Raw genomic sequence first — 15,589 nt, 5'->3', positions numbered from 1 at the left:
TGTCGATCGAATGCATGTCTTGTGCATCGCGACACGGTCGTCATAGAAGGTAGGTATTTTCCCTAGTCAGACAGATACCGCGCGCCAGTGCTCGCTTTCGAGACGTCAAAATAGATTCTCATTACCCTCAGTTTTAGCAAATGCCTGCCGTTAACGGCCTCATGGTCGCCTCACGACGGCGTTGCAACACGCGCATTTGCGAGGCCATCATCGTGGGGCAAACACGCTAGGCGGCCGCGCAGTGCCGCGTGTCTTTCGAGACCTTACGTGGCAACCAATCAGGCACCGACGCTCGACTCTTTGCAATCGCTGCTGGCGACCGTCCAGCGCAACGAGCGCTCGCTAAAACGTTTTCAGGATATCGAGCTGGCGCTTATGGGCGCGCCGGACTTCGGTCAATTCCTGGAAGTGGTGCTCAATCGTCTGCGCCACGACTTTGACCTGTCGGGTGTGCGTCTGATGCTGGCCGAGGTCGACGATACCCTTCGCGATCTGATCGACACGGCCGAGGGCATCCGCGCGCTCGACGGCGGCCTGTGCATCGCGCAGGACACCGGGACGTTCTCCGCTGTCTGCGGCAACGGTCAGCTTTGGATCGGCGCACCACGCGAGCGTCACTCGGCGCTATTCGGTGCGCGTGCACCGGCGAGTGCTGTCGTCATGCCGCTGGCGCGTAATGGACGCTACATCGGCGTGATCGCACTGGGCAGTCGCGATGCACGCCGCTTCGCCCCCGACATGGCCACCGACTTCCTCGAACGGTTCGGCGCAGTCGTCGCTGTGTGTCTCGAGAACATGTGGAACCGCGAGCGCCTCAAGCGTATCGGTCTGACGGACCCACTCACGGGCTTGTCCAACCGTCGCTACTTCGATCAGCGCCTGCGAGAGGAAGTGATTCGGGGCGCGCGCTATGGCGCACCGCTCGCGTGCCTGCTCATCGACATAGACCATTTCAAGCGTGTCAACGACAGTCACGGTCATGCAACCGGCGATCGTGCATTGCGTGCCGCAAGTGTCTGCATGCGTGCGCAATTGCGGGTGACGGATACCCTCGCGCGTTACGGCGGGGAAGAGTTCGCCGCACTCCTGGTGCAGACCGAGCAGAACTGGGCGGGGACGGTGGCCGAGCGAGTGCGTCGTGCGGTCGCGCGCCTTGAGGTGCCCGACGACGACGGGATTCTCGTGCCGCTCACCATTTCCATTGGTTTGGCCAGCGTCGATCCGCGTGACATCGCCGATCCGGAATCGCTGCCCATGCGCCTGCTGGGCGCTGCCGACGCCGCGCTATACGCCGCGAAGCGCTCGGGACGCGACCGCGTGGTCGTCGCCCCGACGGCGAGCCTGCGGTAGTTGACCGAACCAGTCGACTGAACCAGCCGACCGAACCCTGCATCGTTCAGAATCGTGGCAGGCCGGGCTGTTATCGAACGCTAAACCAGCCGATCAGCAACGACACCGTCACCACCGACAGCACCGTCGAAATCAGGATGGCGCGCGAAGCCACGGCTGCCTCACGGCCGTACAACTGTGCCAGCATGAACGGCCCGGTGCCGATGGGCAGTGCCGACAGCAGCAACGCGCTGTGCGCCCAGATCGTCGGCAGATCGAACACGCGAAACGCCAGAAACGCGGTAATGGCCGGTTGGAAGATCAGCTTGAGACCGACGAGGCGTCCCACCGCGCGTGCGATCCGCGGCTCTTTCGCTGCGCCCGAGCTTTGTGCGAGGAACATGCCGATGGCCACCAGCGCGCACGGGCTGGCCGCGCCGCCGAGCAATGTCGTGAAGTGAAGGACGGGGGCGGGCAGTGTGATGCCGAACGCCGCGAACGCCATACCGGCGAACGGCGAGACGACCAGCGGATTGCGAATGAGCGCACGCGCAACGAAACCCGCCGTGCGACGCCAGTTCGGCGTGGCTTGCAGATCCGTTTCGATAATCCCGATGGAGATCGCGAAGAGCACCGTCGCCGTGAGCAGCATGGCGACGACGACAGCGGGCACGCTCGCCGGACCGAATGCTACGAGGCACAGCGGCAGCCCCATGAAGCCAGCGTTCGGGTACGCCGCGCCCATGCCCTCGATGCTCGCGTCGGTCAGGCGTCCGCGCACCGTCCGGTCGAGCAGGAAGGACAGCGCGAAGGTCGCAGCCATCCCGCCGCCGAACGCGCCCAGAAAGCCGGGGTTGACCAGCTCGGCCCACGTGATCTGCGCCATCGACTGAAACAGGACGGCGGGCAACGCAAGATAGACTACGAAGCGATTGAGCGCATCGAGTGCGGCATCGCCAAGCCAGGCCCGGCGAGCGCAGAGATACCCCAGAAAAATTAGCCCGAACACGGGCAGGGCGGCAGAGATAACGGCTTGCATGGATTGCGTCGTCAGTTCGTCAGTTCATCAGTTCGATTGCGCGAGACGGATCAACCATTCGCGACGCGCATTGCCGCCGTCGGCTTCCGTGTGTTCGCGGGCGGCAGTTTCGGCGCCATTGGCATCGCCCGCCGCAATGCGCGCGACGATTTCCCCATGCTCATGCCAGACCACTTCCTGCATCGGCATCGCACCCAGCGTGGCGGCCATCGCGCGCATGATGTGCGGCCACTGCGGCGCCACCGTTTGTGCAATCAGCGGGTTGCCTGACGCGTCGTGCAAGGCTGTGTGGAAGGAGACTTCGATACGGACCTGTCGTGCCACCGGCGTCCCTTTCGTCATCGCCATACCTGCGGCGACGGCGTTTTCCAGACGGCGCATCGCATCGTCGGGCAGTGTTCCTGCGGCGCGGCGCAGGGCGGCCAGTCGCGCGGCGAGACTATCGAGTGCCGTGCGCACCTGATAGAGCTGACGCAGATGATCCGCATCGATCGGCGCCACTTCGAGCCCCTGACGTCCGCTGTCGCACACCAGTCCGTCGCGCTTGAGTAACTGCAATGCATGGCTCACAGGTTGACGCGAGACGCCCAGCGAGTCGGCCAGTTCTGCCTGCCGGATGCGCTCGCCGGGCGGGAGCGTGAGGTCGGCGATGGCGTCACGCAGTCGCGAGTACACCTGATCGATGAGCACCGGCGTGCTGGCAAGCGGCGCCAGCGGAGCCAGCGGAGCCATTGGCGAGGGCATCGCGTCGGTCGTCGGGGAGGCGTTACAGGCATTACCGTCGACGTCGACGGCCTCTGTGGCGGACGAAGCGGAGGATGGCGCGGGCTGAGACATGGCATTCCGGCGTTTGCCGGTATCCGTGATATCTGGAATTCCGAATTCTACGCCTGATGGCGGATGTCGACGCGGTTTATTTCCGTGGACGTCCGTTTGGGGGAGGCTATCGTTGGAGAGGTGGGACGCAGGGAGAGTCGGGAAGTCGGACCGCGACGAGACGGCGGTCCGCTGCCGCGCTCACGGGGTCACTCGCTTGGATCAAGTTCCGGCGGGGAGACGGAAGTGGCGCGCGCGGGCGTCTGGAGCAACGTCTGCATGGTGATGCGGGTGCGCTGGAGACGCCGGGCCAGTGCCCAGGCTTCGGCTTCGGTCTCGAACAGGCCCACGATCAGATGCGGTTCGGCGGCGAAGCCATCTGAAAACAGGCCGATGTTCTTGGCGATCATCTCACTCGCCCGCTCGACCGAGACAGTGTACTGGCGCGGTGAACGGTACTGGTTGACGACAACGGCGAAGGCGCGGGAGAACGCGTCGGACATTCGGAAACCTCCTCTGTCTGCGTTGCGCACACCCCCGGCGTCGTAAGTCGGAGGCGCGCACATGGCGTTGCACTTCCGGTGATTGTAGGCGATGGGGCGACGCGTGTCGGGGCAAAACGATGACGGTGGAAACACTGAGGAAACAGAGCGTCGGTTCGCCAGGACATTCCCATAAAAAAACCGCCGAGCGGGTCGGCGGCGCAACAGAGAGGGTGACAGCGCAACCGAAGTTGCCGTAATTGAGACTAAATCGTGGCGATGACAATGGCATGACCGGCGCACCTGCGTTTTCGGTCGATAGCGCGCGCGTTTTACATCGCAAACCACAGACGGCCTGCGAAGGGGTATCCAGGAGCGAGGTTGGGAAAATCTTGGGGGAAAAGCCGTCCGCCGCGCGCAACGCGCGTTCTTCACCCTAACTCGTTCGAGAGTGACTGAAGCGTGTGTCGGCTACACGAGCTACACGAGCACGGGCAACGCTTCCACCACAAGGAACGCAACGAGCGCCCCAACCACCGCACCGACGGCGCGCAGACCATAGCGGGTCGAGCGCGTGGCCACGGGGATGCCGCCAACGAGTAGCGCACCCGCCACTGCCATCGGCAGGAACAAAGTCAGGTCGTAGAGATTGAAGTGGATTGCGGGCATCTTTCTTATCTCCTCTCCTATGTGCCTTTCCACTATAGGACGGTCTTCGGAGATGCCCAAATTTGGTGCAACGCAGCATGTTGCTGCGCGTGTTCAGTCTTCCTGACGAACGGCGTGCATCTTGCGGCGTGCGTTCCACATCGCCATGTCCTTACGGGTGCGGATGCGTTCGCCGACGTTGATGCCCGCAGGCTGCGAACGCGATGAGGAGGCGGCAACTTCGTTGGCTTCGCTGCGCGCCTGTACCATCATGACGAGCGTAAACAACGAGGCGGCAAGCGCCAGCAGGATCAGTTTCATAGGGCCCCCGGTCAATCTCTGGTGAATCTGGTCTGTCTTTTGTTTGTCTTACGTCGTTGCCGTCGTCCTGACCGTCTCGCCTCAAAGGGGAGCCGTGCCGACGATCTTGCCGCGACGCTTCTGTCATGCACTGCTGAGGGACTTCGGTGCCGCAACTGCCTGATGGGGCGGGGGCCTCGGGACGTCTCGCATCGACGGCATCATAGTCTGCCAATGTGACAACTTTCCCGGACTTCCCAAACTCGAGGCGTGCAGCGGCGCAGCACGCCTTGAAACGTATAGCGACACGCGCAGCGAAAAGTTTAGAAATCGTGACACTTTTTTGTCGACACGGGCCGATGGCGCGTCAGCGATGCGCCTGCAGCCCGTGCCAAACCCGTCGTGCGCAGGGAAGGTAAGGCTTACGGCTGCCGGGAAATGCCGTCGCTCAGGCGGCCTCGCGCCGCACTCTCCGGCAACGCCATGGCCGCGAGCGACGCCAGTGCCGCCCCAGCCTGCGCCAGCTCATGCATGACGTCGGGCGAGGTGCCGAGCGAGACAGCGAGGCCCGTGAAGCCCGCCCACGTCGACGGTTCAAGCAGCCGGGACAAGAGGAAGCGCATGGTCAGTCCCCCGTCGAAGCATCGTCCAGCGACGTCTTCCCACTGAAGTAGAACGGCGTCATGTCGATATGCGAGGCCGTCGCTTTCTGCCCAAGCCCCTCACGCGCCGCATTCGCCAGCACGCCGTTGTCCTGATCGATGGTCCAGGTGAACAGGCCGCCAAGCCCGTTGCGCCTGACGTAGTCGCCCTTGGCGCGCACGGTGCGTGGCGTGTCGAGCGACATGAACATGCCCGTCGACGGCTGGTACAGGAAATCGGCGTCGGCCACCGTATCGGTGTACAGAACGAAGCCGTTGCGCGCCGTACCGTGCTCCAGATCGAGGTAATTGCGCAGCACGTCGTAATACTCCGTTGTCCCTGATTCGAACGTGCCGGTGGTGATGTCGTCGCCCGCAGAGTAGGTGCCGCAAAGGGCTGCGACTTGTGTAATCTGCGCCTGAAGTGCGTTGCGAGAGTACGCCGCGTAACCGATGTGCACCTTGCCGAGCGGAACGCCCGCCTGACGCAGCCAGTTGACTGCGCGATCGATCGAGAAGCCGTCGGGTGCCGCCGGATCCGTGTCGTGAAGATTCGTGTGATGGGCGAGCGTGGGTGCCCACGGCGTGCCGAAGAAGTCATACGTCATCAGATTCAGACGTGACACGCCTGCAGCGATCAGGCCCGGCAGGTTGGCCTTCTGCATGTCGGCCACGTTGGCCGACGCCGCAATCGAGATTTCGACATCCTTGCGACCGGCAGCCACGAGCGCCTGCTTCAGATCGCTCACGAGCGCTGCGTAGTTCGGGCCGTCCGAGTCGTCGTAGACGTTGCCGTCATCACCCGGCGAGCCGGGATACTCCCAGTCGATGTTGATCTCGGTGAACATCGGGAAGCGGCGCAGCAGATCGACGACGCTCGCGCAGAACGTCTTGCGTCGCGCGCTGCTGCCCGCCAGCCCGTGAAACGCTTGACTCATCGTCCATCCGCCGATGGCGATGGCGAGTTTCAGTGCCGGGTTCTTCGCGTGCAGCAGGCGCAATCCGCCGAGTATGCCCTGTGCCCGCGACTGCTGAAACATCGGCATCACGTCGTTGCTCACCCAACCGGGAAAGCCGCAATTGCGATAGGAGAGCACGTCCCCCCAACTGTCGACGAAGGTGGCCTGATCCGGCTTGCGCACGAAGTCGGCGGCCGCACGGGCGACGGTTTGCGCCTTCTCTCCCTGGTCGCCCACGATACCCGCGAAACCGATGATCAGCCGGTCGTAGGCAAACGGATCGAGCAACATCAGATCGACGCCGCGTCCGGCCGCGTCATTGCTGAAGTCGCCGTCGAGGCGTCCATCGTATTGCGACCAATCGGTGTAATAGCCGGAGACTTCGAGCGCGTTTTTCGCGTAACGGTTGTAGACGCGCTTGGCAACACGCGCCGACGTGTACGACAGTTGCGTCGTGCTCGTCGCCGAATCGAGCCCGTTCTGCGCATAGGTGGCTTCCGTTGCGCCGTCGAGCGGATCTGTGGGGTAGACGAGTTCGCTGGTGGTGCCAGTGGTGTCGATGGCGGAAGCCGCGGAAGCGGGAGATGAATTGCGCGGTGCAGTCATGATGTGGCTCCTGAGAGTGAATGGACAGGTGCCGTTGCCGGGCGATGAAACATGAGGCTCGCGGCGACATCGGCGTGACCAGCGTCGCGTTCGCTCAGCGGCTTCGCCAGCGCAAATGACGTGTCAGCGTGCGCAGGGCGCGCGGGAGCGTCGTCGGCAGCCAGTCCCGAAGGCGGTCGGGCCTGTCCTTCGAGGACGACGCCAATGACGTCGATGATGGTGATGACGTACCCGGTGCCTCGGGCATGGGCGCTGTGTCAGCCTCGATACATGACTCGAAGCGATAGCCGACGCGTGGCACCGTCACGATGTGACGATGCAGTCCGAGTGGAATCAGCTTGCGGCGAAGGCGCGAGACCACCTGCATCAGATTGGTGTCGTCCTGATTGGGGCGCGTCGGCCACAGCATCGCGATCAGCGTACGTTTGTCATGCGCGACATTGGCGGGTGAGCGCAATGCGCGCAGCAGCCGGTACTCCATCTGCGGAATCCGGACGATCACGCCGTGTCGTCGCACCTCGCCGTGCCCCTCGCATGCGACACCGTGCGAGAGCGGCGGTGCGCGCAATGCGGACGCTGTGGCGTCGACAACGGTCACGCCGTCATCACGGCTGTCTATGTAAACCGGCGAGGTTTCGCGCGCTGTGTCATCCGCGGGAGTCATATCCGAGGCGGTCGCTGCCACGGACGACGGGACGTCGAAGCGATAGCCGACGCGCGCCACCGTCACGATGGCGCGTTGCAGGCCGAGCGGGGCGAGCGAGCGTCGCAAACGGGAGACGAGTTGCACGAGCGCGGCGTCTTCGATCCATTGCGCGCGCTTGCCCCACAGGGCCGACATCAGCGCGTGCTTGTCGAGCGCGGTGCCTGCCCGGGCGGCAAGCAGGACCAACAAACGCTTTTCCTGCTCCGACAGGCGCGCGGCGATGCCGTTGCGTTGTACGAGGTTGGTGACGTCGTCCAGATCGAACGGTGACATCGGCATGGGGTGCTCCTGGTATCGAATACGGGAGGCTCACCGTAGCCACGCGCATTCACCTGTCGCAAGACAACAAGCGACGACAAGCGACGACAAGCGCGACATAGCTGTCGTCGTCCGATACGTTGATCGGCGAGATGCGCTCATCGAGTGCCTAGGCAATGTCACGCGTCACATCGCGAGGTAAGATAGCTGTCACATTTCCTGGATTTCGCCATGCTCGAACTCATTTCCGAACACCGCTGCTTTGGTGGCGTGCAGCGCTTCTATCGCCACACTTCGTCCGTGATCGGTTTGCCGATGCGTTTTTCGGTGTTTGTGCCGCCGCAGGCGCGTGACGGGCGTGCCGTGCCCGCGCTGTTCTATCTCGCGGGCCTCACGTGTACGGAAGAAACGTTCATGATCAAGGGCGGGGCGCAGTGGCTGGCCGCAGAACACGGGGTGGCGCTCATTACCCCTGATACCAGCCCGCGAGGCGCGGGGGTGCCCGGCGAGACCGACGCGTGGGATTTCGGCGTCGGCGCGGGCTTCTATCTCGACGCTACGCAGGATCCGTGGTCGAAGCACTACCGGATGTACAGCTACATCGTCGACGAACTGTACGGCCTCGTCACGCAGTCGCTACCTATCGATGCCGGGCGTATTGGCATCTTCGGTCACTCGATGGGGGGGCATGGTGCACTGACGCTGGCGCTACGCAATCCGGACAAATTCCGCTCGGTGTCGGCGTTCGCACCGATCGCCGCGCCGATGCATTGTCCGTGGGGCGAAAAAGCGTTCACCGGCTATCTGGGGACGGACCGCGAGACGTGGCGTCCGTACGATGCCAGCGAACTGATCGCGAAGGCGGGAACGGTGGTGTTTCCGGGCGGCATTCTGATCGATCAAGGGTTGAACGATCAGTTCCTCGAAGCGCAACTGCATCCGGACATTTTCGAGCGCGCCTGCCAGAAAGCGGGGCAGCCGTTGAATCTGCGTCGTCACAACGGCTACGATCACGGTTACTACTTCATCCAGACGTTCATGGCAGATCATCTGTCGCATCACGCCGAGCATCTGCGCGCGTACTGAACCGCCGTCTTCCTTTCTTCGTATCGCGAGGTCAGACGCGACGTTACACCGCCCGCGCTTCGTAATGGCGCGGCGGCGTGACGATCTCGTCCTGCGCACGCACGATCTCCAGTTCGTAGCGTCCTGCGAGGTGCGTGACGGACAGCACCGCATCGACGGCCGCGAGCGTATGTTCGAACGCCGCCCGCACCGTATCGCCTTTGAGCAAGCGGGCCAGAAATACACCCGACGTCAGATCGCCAACCCCGACTGGGTGACGTGAGAACGGGTAGAGCGGACGCGAGCCGTGCCAGGCTTCGTTGCGCGTCACCACCAGCATGTCGAAGCGATCCTCGGGCTTGCCGGTGTATTCCAGATGCTTGACGAGCACCATCTTCGGTCCGCGCGCGAGCAGGGCGCGGCAGGCGGCGACGGCGTCGTCGAACGAATCGATGGGATGCTGCGAGAGCTTTTCGAGTTCGAGATGGTTGGGCGTCATGATGTCTGCAATTTCGGGCATGTGCTCGACCAGAAACTGTTCGATGCCCGGCTTGACCTGACAGCCCTTCTCCGGATGGCCCATCACCGGGTCGCAGAGATAAATCGCAGCCGGATTGGCCTGCTTGACGCGTTGCACCGCCGCGCGCACGAAGCCCGCCTGCTCCGGCGCGCCGAGGTAGCCCGAGAGCACGGCGTCGCAGTTGCCCAGTTCGCCGATGTCCGCGATGCCGTCGACGAGTCGCAGGATCTCGTCGCTCGGCAATGCCTGTCCCGTCCATTTGCCATATTGCGTATGGTTCGAGAACTGAACGGTATTGATCGGCCAGACGTTCACGCCGAGACGTCGCATAGGAAACTCGGCGGCGCTGTTGCCTGCGTGGCCGAACACGACGTGGGACTGGATGCTGAGGACGTTTTTCATGTTGGGGGTGCGGTAAGCGGGGGAGGCACTCGAAGCGAAGCGCGCAGAGTACGCCAACAATACCCGGAAACTACGTAGAACGAACAATGCCCGCAAGCGGCACGGCCCGAGTCAGGAGAATCGGGGGCGTGAGCATTGCGGGCGAGGTTTAAACGTTGGCACGTATTGCGTTGCCGAGTACGCAACTAGCGGCAGGGGCGCGGCGCGAGGCCATCGCACCTGCCGTCGGCGCTTCCATCGACGCTTCCGTCGACGCTCTCGTCGAACTGATTACTTCTTCGACGTCATGACGGCCTCGGCCACGTTCTTTGGCGCCTCGGCGTAGTGCTTGAACTCCATGGTGTAAGTGGCGCGTCCCTGCGTGAGCGAACGCAGCGAGGTCGAGTAGCCGAACATCTCGGACAGCGGTACTTCCGCGCGCACGATCTTGCCGCCGCCCACGATGTCGTCCATGCCCTGCATGATGCCGCGACGCCCGGAGAGGTCGCCCATCACGTTGCCCATGAACTCCTCGGGCGTCTCGACTTCCACCGCCATCATCGGTTCGAGCAGCACCGGCTCGGCGCGGCGCATGGCTTCCTTGAAGGCCATCGAACCGGCCATGCGGAACGCGTTTTCGTTCGAGTCGACGTCGTGGTACGAACCGAAAGTCAGCGTGACCTTCACGTTCACGACCGGATAGCCAGCGACGACACCGTTGTTGAGCGTCTCGCGAATACCCTTGTCGACCGCCGGGATGTACTCGCGCGGCACCACGCCGCCCTTGATGGCGTCGACGAATTCGTAGGGCTTTTCCTTGTCCGGTTCAAGCGTGATGACCACGTCGCCGTATTGGCCGCGCCCGCCCGACTGCTTGACGAACTTGCCCTGCACGTCCTCGACTTTCTTGCGGACGGTTTCGCGATACGCGACCTGCGGCTTACCGACGGTCGCCTCCACACCGAACTCACGGCGCATGCGGTCGACCAGAATTTCCAGGTGCAGCTCGCCCATGCCGGAGATGATCGTCTGGCCCGATTCTTCGTCGGTCTGCACGCGGAACGACGGATCTTCCTGCGCCAGACGGTTGAGCGCGAGGCCCATCTTTTCCTGATCGGCCTTGGTCTTCGGCTCGACCGCTTGCGAGATCACGGGCTCCGGAAACTCCATCTTTTCCAGAATGATGAAGTGGTCCGGATCGCACAGCGTATCGCCGGTCGTCGCTTCCTTCAGGCCCACGGCGGCGGCGATGTCGCCCGCGCGCACTTCCTTGAGTTCCTGGCGCGTGTTTGCATGCATCTGCAAGATGCGGCCCAGACGCTCCTTTTTGCCCTTGACAGCGTTAAGCACGGTACTGCCCGACTCGATCACGCCGGAATACACGCGGAAGAAGATCAACTGACCGACGAACGGGTCCGTCATGATCTTGAAGGCGAGTGCCGAGAACGGCTCGTCGTCCGACGGATGACGCTCGATCTCCTTGTCGTCTTCGTCGTGACCGGCGATGGCGGGTACGTCGACCGGTGAGGGCAGATACTCGATCACGGCGTCGAGCATGGCCTGCACGCCCTTGTTCTTGAAGGCCGTGCCGCACAGCATGGGCACGATCTCACCGGCGACCGTGCGCTTGCGCAGTCCGGCCTTGATCTCGTCCTCGGTCAGTGATTCGCCGCCCAGATACTTTTCGAGCAACGTCTCATCGGCTTCGGCCGCAGCCTCGATCATCTTCTCGTGCCACTCTTGCGCGAGATCCTTGAGGTCGTCGGGAATGTCGACGTACTCGAACTTCACGCCTTTCGACTCTTCGTCCCAGACGATGCCTTTCATCTTCACGAGATCGACGACGCCCTGGAAATGGTCTTCGGCGCCGATGGGAATCTGAAGCGGCACGGCATTGCCACGCAGACGTTCGTGAATCTGCTTGTGCACGCGGAAGAAGTCGGCGCCCACGCGGTCCATTTTGTTGACGAACGCGATGCGCGGCACCTTGTACTTATTGGCCTGACGCCAGACCGTTTCCGACTGCGGCTGCACGCCGCCGACCGAGTCGTAGACCATACAGGCGCCATCGAGCACACGCATCGAGCGTTCGACTTCAATGGTGAAGTCGACGTGTCCCGGCGTGTCGATGATGTTGATGCGGTGTTCGGGGAAGTTGCCGGCCATGCCGCGCCAGAAGCAGGTCGTCGCGGCGGACGTGATCGTGATGCCGCGCTCTTGTTCCTGCTCCATCCAGTCCATCGTGGCAGCGCCTTCGTGGACTTCGCCCAGCTTGTGATTGACGCCCGTGTAGAACAGGATCCGCTCGGTCGTCGTTGTCTTGCCAGCGTCGATGTGAGCGCTGATGCCGATATTTCGGTAGCGCTCGATGGGGGTCTTTCGGGCCACAGTGCACCTCTTTTCAGACGGTGAGGAAAAAGAACAGGAGCCGCCATCATACTCCAATGTCCCGATACCTCGCTGACGGTCACATCGTCCGCAAGTCCAGCGCAGACGGGGCTTTGCGGCGAGGGCGCGGCCATGCGTCGCACGGCGCGCGAGCGCAAAAAAGGCAAAGCCCCGGCGGGGAGGCCGGGGCTTTGACATTGACGGTCAGGTTGACGTCTAAGCGAGCACTAATGTGGTGAGACGCGCCGCAGAGCGCGCGACATCACGCGACCTGGCGTTCACGCGAAAATGCCAGCACGGCGCCGCGCGGGCCATGGGACGCGATGCCGGTATCGTCTTCGTAACCGGCATTTGCCGTGTCGCCACCGGGCAGACGGAAGACTGCCACGGCTTCACGCAGATTGCGCGCCTGATCTTCGAGAGAGCCGGCGGCCGCCGTCGCTTCCTCGACCAATGCGGCGTTTTGTTGCGTGACCTGATCCATCTGCATCACGGCTGTGTTGACCTGCTCGATACCGCCCGACTGTTCGCTCGATGCAGCCGAGATTTCGCCCATGATGTCCGTCACGCGCTGCACCGCCTGCACGATTTCCGTCATCGTGCGGCCTGCATCGCGCACTTGCGCCGAGCCGTCCTCGACCTTGCCCACGGACGTTTCGATGAGCGACTTGATCTCCTTGGCCGCCGCAGCGCTGCGTTGGGCGAGCGTGCGCACTTCACCGGCGACGACGGCGAAACCGCGTCCCTGTTCACCGGCGCGCGCGGCTTCGACGGCCGCATTCAGCGCAAGGATGTTGGTCTGGAAAGCGATGCCGTCGATCACGCCGATGATGTCGTTGATCTTGGTCGAGCTGGCCGCGATGTCCTGCATCGAGCTTACTGCGCGTTCGACCACGCGGCCGCCTTCACCGGCGATCTCCGAGGCGTTCGCCGCGAGCTGGCTCGCCTGCCGTGCATTGTCCGCGTTCTGTTTGACGGTCGCCGTCAACTGCTCCATGGACGACGCCGTTTCTTCGAGCGATGCTGCCTGCTCCTCCGTGCGCGACGAAAGGTCGGTGTTGCCCGCCAGCAGTTCGCCCGAGGCCGAGGCGATGGCGGCGGTGCCGCTGCGCACGCGTCGCACGATCTGATCGAGGCTTTCGTTCATGTGTTTGAGGGCTGCCATCAGTTGCCCGGTTTCGTCGCGGCTGGTGACTTCGATGCGGCTCGTCAGATCGCCTTGCGCGACACGCTCGGCCACTTCGACGGCACGCGCGATCGGGCGCGTGATGCTGCGCGTAACCGAGTACGCCGCGCCGATGCCGACGACTGCGGCCACTGCGCCGAGCGCAACCAGCAACCATTTGGCGAAGGCGATGTCGGCGGCCGTGGCGGCACCTGTTTCGTCCACGATCTTCTGTTGTAACGAGACGAGATCGGCGGCTTCGGCCTGCATGGCGTCGAGCGCGGGCAGCGCTTCGCGTTCCACGAGACCGATGGCGTCTGCACGCTGGTCGGTATTGAGGTCGGCGATGACCTTGTTGCGCGACGCCTGGAATGCATCGTTGTGCTTACGTAGACTCGCGATCAATTCCTTGCCGCGTCCCGACGTCACATATTTGTCGAGCACTTCCTGCGCCGCAGCAATGCGGCCGAGATTGGCGTCGATGCGTTCGTTGAAGGCTTTACGTTGCGCGGGATCCTGCGCAGTGGCGACTTCGAGCAAGCGCCGGGCGTTGCCCCGCACCATGGCGTCGATACTGTGCGCTGCGTCGGCTTTCGCCCACGCGCGGGTGAGCAACTCTTCGTTGGAGCGTTCGATGGCGATGAAGCGCACCAGTGCAATGACCAGCATGGTCAGTAGCAGCAACAGCAGGGTGCCGAAGCCAATGGCCAGCCGGGTTCGGATCTTGAGGTCGGCGATTCGCATAGGGAGAAACTCCTTGTAGTGATTTGATGCCAGGACAACACGGGTGACGTGTAACTGTCGGCGTTTTCGAGGAGTGGTCGCCGGTCTGCTGCGTATAAGCATCGGTACCCGGATCAGGCGCGACGCGACGCAGCTCACGCGCCGGGAGCGACACGTGTGACATGTCCGGCGACGCGTGACGGGGGGATTCGATGAAGCCAGTCCGTCTGATTTCGTATACGACCGGAAATATGCGAACTGAAGGCTACTTTTAGCGCGAAGGGGTAAACGACGAGTTGAGCAAAAAATCGGGACGCGCGGCGCGCGACGCACGCGGCGTTGTCGAATGCAACGATTCAGGCGGTTTGGTGCGATGTGGCCGGCGAATTCGTGTGCTTCGGCGCACCTGCGTGCGAGTTAGAGCGCTCAGACAAAACGCACGGCATAGATCGGCGGCAAGTGCGCCGACAGCGATTGCCATTGCTCGCCTGCGTTGTCACTGATCCATAGCGCGCCGGTGGTCGACCCCATCGCGAGCGTGCGGCCGGTGGCGTCGATGTCGAGTCCGTGCCGGTAGATGAGATCGTAGGAGGGGGTCTCGGGCAAACCATGCGAGAGCGCGGTGAACGACTCGCCGCCATCGCGCGTGCGTGTGACGACGAGACGCGCGTCGACGGGAATGCGGCACGCGTCGCGCTGCGCAGGGGCAAACCATGCGACGTCGGGGTCATGAGGATCGACCGCCACCGCGAAGCCGAAACTCGACGGTGCGGCCTGAATACGCCGCCACGTCGCGCCGTAGTCGAGGGTGCGGAAGATGCCGTTGTGATGCTGGGCCCACAGCGCGTTGGGGGCGTCGCGACACTGCACGAGACGGTGAACGTCCTGCGCGTTCGGATCGAGTCGTCGCTCGGGGGGCATGTAGTCGGCTTCCATGCCCGACGCAGCGAGCGCCCATGTCTTGCCATCGTCGCGCGTGCGCCAGACACCGCCCGTCGACACGGCGACCATCACCTGTCGGCTGTCGTGTGGATCGATGCAGATCGAATGAATACCCGCATGATCGTAGCCGCCGCCCATCCATTCGGCACGTTCCGGCCGATTCCACAAACTTTCGATCAGTTGCCAGCTTTGCCCGTGATCGCCGGAGCGAAACAGCCCGCCGGGAATGGTACCCGCCCACAGCACGCCGGGCGCGTCGGGGCCTGCAGCCTCGAGGGACCAGAGAAGCGCCACCGAGGGCGCTTGCGCCGTTGATGCTGCGGACTCGGACTGCGGGGCTTCGGTATCTGACGCTTGCGCGAACGCGGGCGGTGCAAGTTCCGCCCATGTGCTTGCGTCACGCGCGCGGCACCACAGCTTCACGCCGAAGTGACCGAGGTTGAGCGCCGCGTAGTCGGTGCCGTCGCGGGCGTCGTGCAACACCATGCTGACCGGTTCGCCGGGAAAGTCCGGGGTGCTCGACGTCATTCGCCATTCGACGCCGTCGCGCTGCCATGTGAACAGACCCTTGCGCGTGGCGACCAGGAGGGTCGCGCCAATGACGTGTTCCATGTTGTCTCT

Annotated in this window: 14 protein-coding genes; 2 read left to right on the top strand and 12 right to left on the bottom strand. The window is 63.4% G+C overall.

Annotation, left to right across the window (positions count from 1 at the left end):
- Positions 1–267 precede the first annotated feature (267 nt).
- Positions 268–1,350: a GGDEF domain-containing protein gene (locus NA29_RS14120; protein WP_039398999.1), complete on the top strand. Its 1,083-nt coding sequence runs from the start codon at positions 268–270 to the stop codon at positions 1,348–1,350.
- Between the two features lie 70 nt (positions 1,351–1,420).
- On the opposite strand, the gene NA29_RS14115 is transcribed toward NA29_RS14120, so the two are convergent.
- From NA29_RS14115 to NA29_RS14080, 8 genes are all read right to left on the bottom strand, one after another.
- Complete coding sequence (locus NA29_RS14115; RefSeq protein WP_039398997.1) at positions 1,421–2,368, bottom strand: AEC family transporter; 948 nt, start codon at positions 2,366–2,368, stop codon at positions 1,421–1,423.
- A 27-nt stretch (positions 2,369–2,395) separates the two neighbouring features.
- Entirely contained in the window at positions 2,396–3,205 is an 810-nt protein-coding gene (locus tag NA29_RS14110; RefSeq protein WP_224787025.1) for a GntR family transcriptional regulator, read from the bottom strand.
- 188 nt (positions 3,206–3,393) lie between these two features.
- The gene (locus NA29_RS14105) at positions 3,394–3,687 is read right to left on the bottom strand and encodes a hypothetical protein (protein WP_039398995.1); all 294 of its coding nucleotides are present in this window, start codon (positions 3,685–3,687) and stop codon (positions 3,394–3,396) included.
- 459 nt (positions 3,688–4,146) lie between these two features.
- Entirely contained in the window at positions 4,147–4,335 is a 189-nt protein-coding gene (locus NA29_RS14100) for a hypothetical protein (protein ID WP_039398993.1), read from the bottom strand.
- Positions 4,336–4,428: 93 nt separating this feature from the next.
- Positions 4,429–4,635: a hypothetical protein gene (locus tag NA29_RS14095; protein ID WP_039398991.1), complete on the bottom strand. Its 207-nt coding sequence runs from the start codon at positions 4,633–4,635 to the stop codon at positions 4,429–4,431.
- Positions 4,636–5,036: 401 nt separating this feature from the next.
- A complete protein-coding gene (locus NA29_RS14090) occupies positions 5,037–5,237 on the bottom strand; it encodes a hypothetical protein (protein ID WP_039398989.1) in 201 nt (66 codons plus the stop codon).
- Positions 5,238–5,239: 2 nt separating this feature from the next.
- On the bottom strand, positions 5,240–6,820 hold the full coding sequence (locus NA29_RS14085) for a glycoside hydrolase family 18 protein (RefSeq protein ID WP_084103762.1): 1,581 nt from the start codon (positions 6,818–6,820) through the stop codon (positions 5,240–5,242).
- A gap of 94 nt (positions 6,821–6,914) precedes the next feature.
- Complete coding sequence (locus NA29_RS14080; RefSeq protein ID WP_052252934.1) at positions 6,915–7,805, bottom strand: winged helix-turn-helix domain-containing protein; 891 nt, start codon at positions 7,803–7,805, stop codon at positions 6,915–6,917.
- Positions 7,806–8,015: 210 nt separating this feature from the next.
- On the opposite strand from NA29_RS14080, the gene fghA reads away from it, so the two are divergent.
- Positions 8,016–8,870, top strand: a complete 855-nt coding sequence (gene fghA / locus NA29_RS14075) for an S-formylglutathione hydrolase (protein WP_039398988.1) — start codon at positions 8,016–8,018, stop codon at positions 8,868–8,870.
- Between the two features lie 43 nt (positions 8,871–8,913).
- On the opposite strand, the gene pdxY is transcribed toward fghA, so the two are convergent.
- The 4 genes from pdxY to NA29_RS14055 all read right to left on the bottom strand — a co-directional run bounded on the left by pdxY (position 8,914) and on the right by NA29_RS14055 (position 15,580).
- A complete protein-coding gene (pdxY, locus tag NA29_RS14070) occupies positions 8,914–9,771 on the bottom strand; it encodes a pyridoxal kinase PdxY (RefSeq protein ID WP_039398986.1) in 858 nt (285 codons plus the stop codon).
- Between the two features lie 270 nt (positions 9,772–10,041).
- On the bottom strand, positions 10,042–12,138 hold the full coding sequence (gene fusA / locus NA29_RS14065) for an elongation factor G (protein WP_039398985.1): 2,097 nt from the start codon (positions 12,136–12,138) through the stop codon (positions 10,042–10,044).
- Between the two features lie 262 nt (positions 12,139–12,400).
- Entirely contained in the window at positions 12,401–14,047 is a 1,647-nt protein-coding gene (locus NA29_RS14060) for a methyl-accepting chemotaxis protein (RefSeq protein WP_039398983.1), read from the bottom strand.
- Between the two features lie 405 nt (positions 14,048–14,452).
- Entirely contained in the window at positions 14,453–15,580 is a 1,128-nt protein-coding gene (locus tag NA29_RS14055) for a VPS10 domain-containing protein (protein WP_039398981.1), read from the bottom strand.
- Positions 15,581–15,589: the final 9 nt, after the last annotated feature.

Source organism: Pandoraea sputorum (assembly GCF_000814845.2).
Taxonomy (GTDB): Bacteria; Pseudomonadota; Gammaproteobacteria; order Burkholderiales; family Burkholderiaceae; genus Pandoraea; species Pandoraea sputorum.
The sequence above is the reverse complement of the archived record's forward strand: the minus strand, read 5'-3'. Positions and strand labels throughout refer to the sequence as shown.

Excerpts from the sequence above, each read along its gene's own strand:
- NA29_RS14115 (WP_039398997.1), bottom strand. The coding sequence starts at position 2,368 with ATGCAAGCCGTTATCTCTGCCGCCCTGCCCGTGTTCGGGCTAATTTTT.
- NA29_RS14110 (WP_224787025.1), bottom strand. The coding sequence starts at position 3,205 with ATGTCTCAGCCCGCGCCATCCTCCGCTTCGTCCGCCACAGAGGCCGTC.
- NA29_RS14105 (WP_039398995.1), bottom strand. The coding sequence starts at position 3,687 with ATGTCCGACGCGTTCTCCCGCGCCTTCGCCGTTGTCGTCAACCAGTAC.
- NA29_RS14100 (WP_039398993.1), bottom strand. The coding sequence starts at position 4,335 with ATGCCCGCAATCCACTTCAATCTCTACGACCTGACTTTGTTCCTGCCG.
- NA29_RS14095 (WP_039398991.1), bottom strand. The coding sequence starts at position 4,635 with ATGAAACTGATCCTGCTGGCGCTTGCCGCCTCGTTGTTTACGCTCGTC.
- NA29_RS14090 (WP_039398989.1), bottom strand. The coding sequence starts at position 5,237 with ATGCGCTTCCTCTTGTCCCGGCTGCTTGAACCGTCGACGTGGGCGGGC.
- NA29_RS14085 (WP_084103762.1), bottom strand. The coding sequence starts at position 6,820 with ATGACTGCACCGCGCAATTCATCTCCCGCTTCCGCGGCTTCCGCCATC.
- NA29_RS14080 (WP_052252934.1), bottom strand. The coding sequence starts at position 7,805 with ATGCCGATGTCACCGTTCGATCTGGACGACGTCACCAACCTCGTACAA.
- fghA (WP_039398988.1), top strand. The coding sequence starts at position 8,016 with ATGCTCGAACTCATTTCCGAACACCGCTGCTTTGGTGGCGTGCAGCGC.
- pdxY (WP_039398986.1), bottom strand. The coding sequence starts at position 9,771 with ATGAAAAACGTCCTCAGCATCCAGTCCCACGTCGTGTTCGGCCACGCA.
- NA29_RS14060 (WP_039398983.1), bottom strand. The coding sequence starts at position 14,047 with ATGCGAATCGCCGACCTCAAGATCCGAACCCGGCTGGCCATTGGCTTC.
- NA29_RS14055 (WP_039398981.1), bottom strand. The coding sequence starts at position 15,580 with ATGGAACACGTCATTGGCGCGACCCTCCTGGTCGCCACGCGCAAGGGT.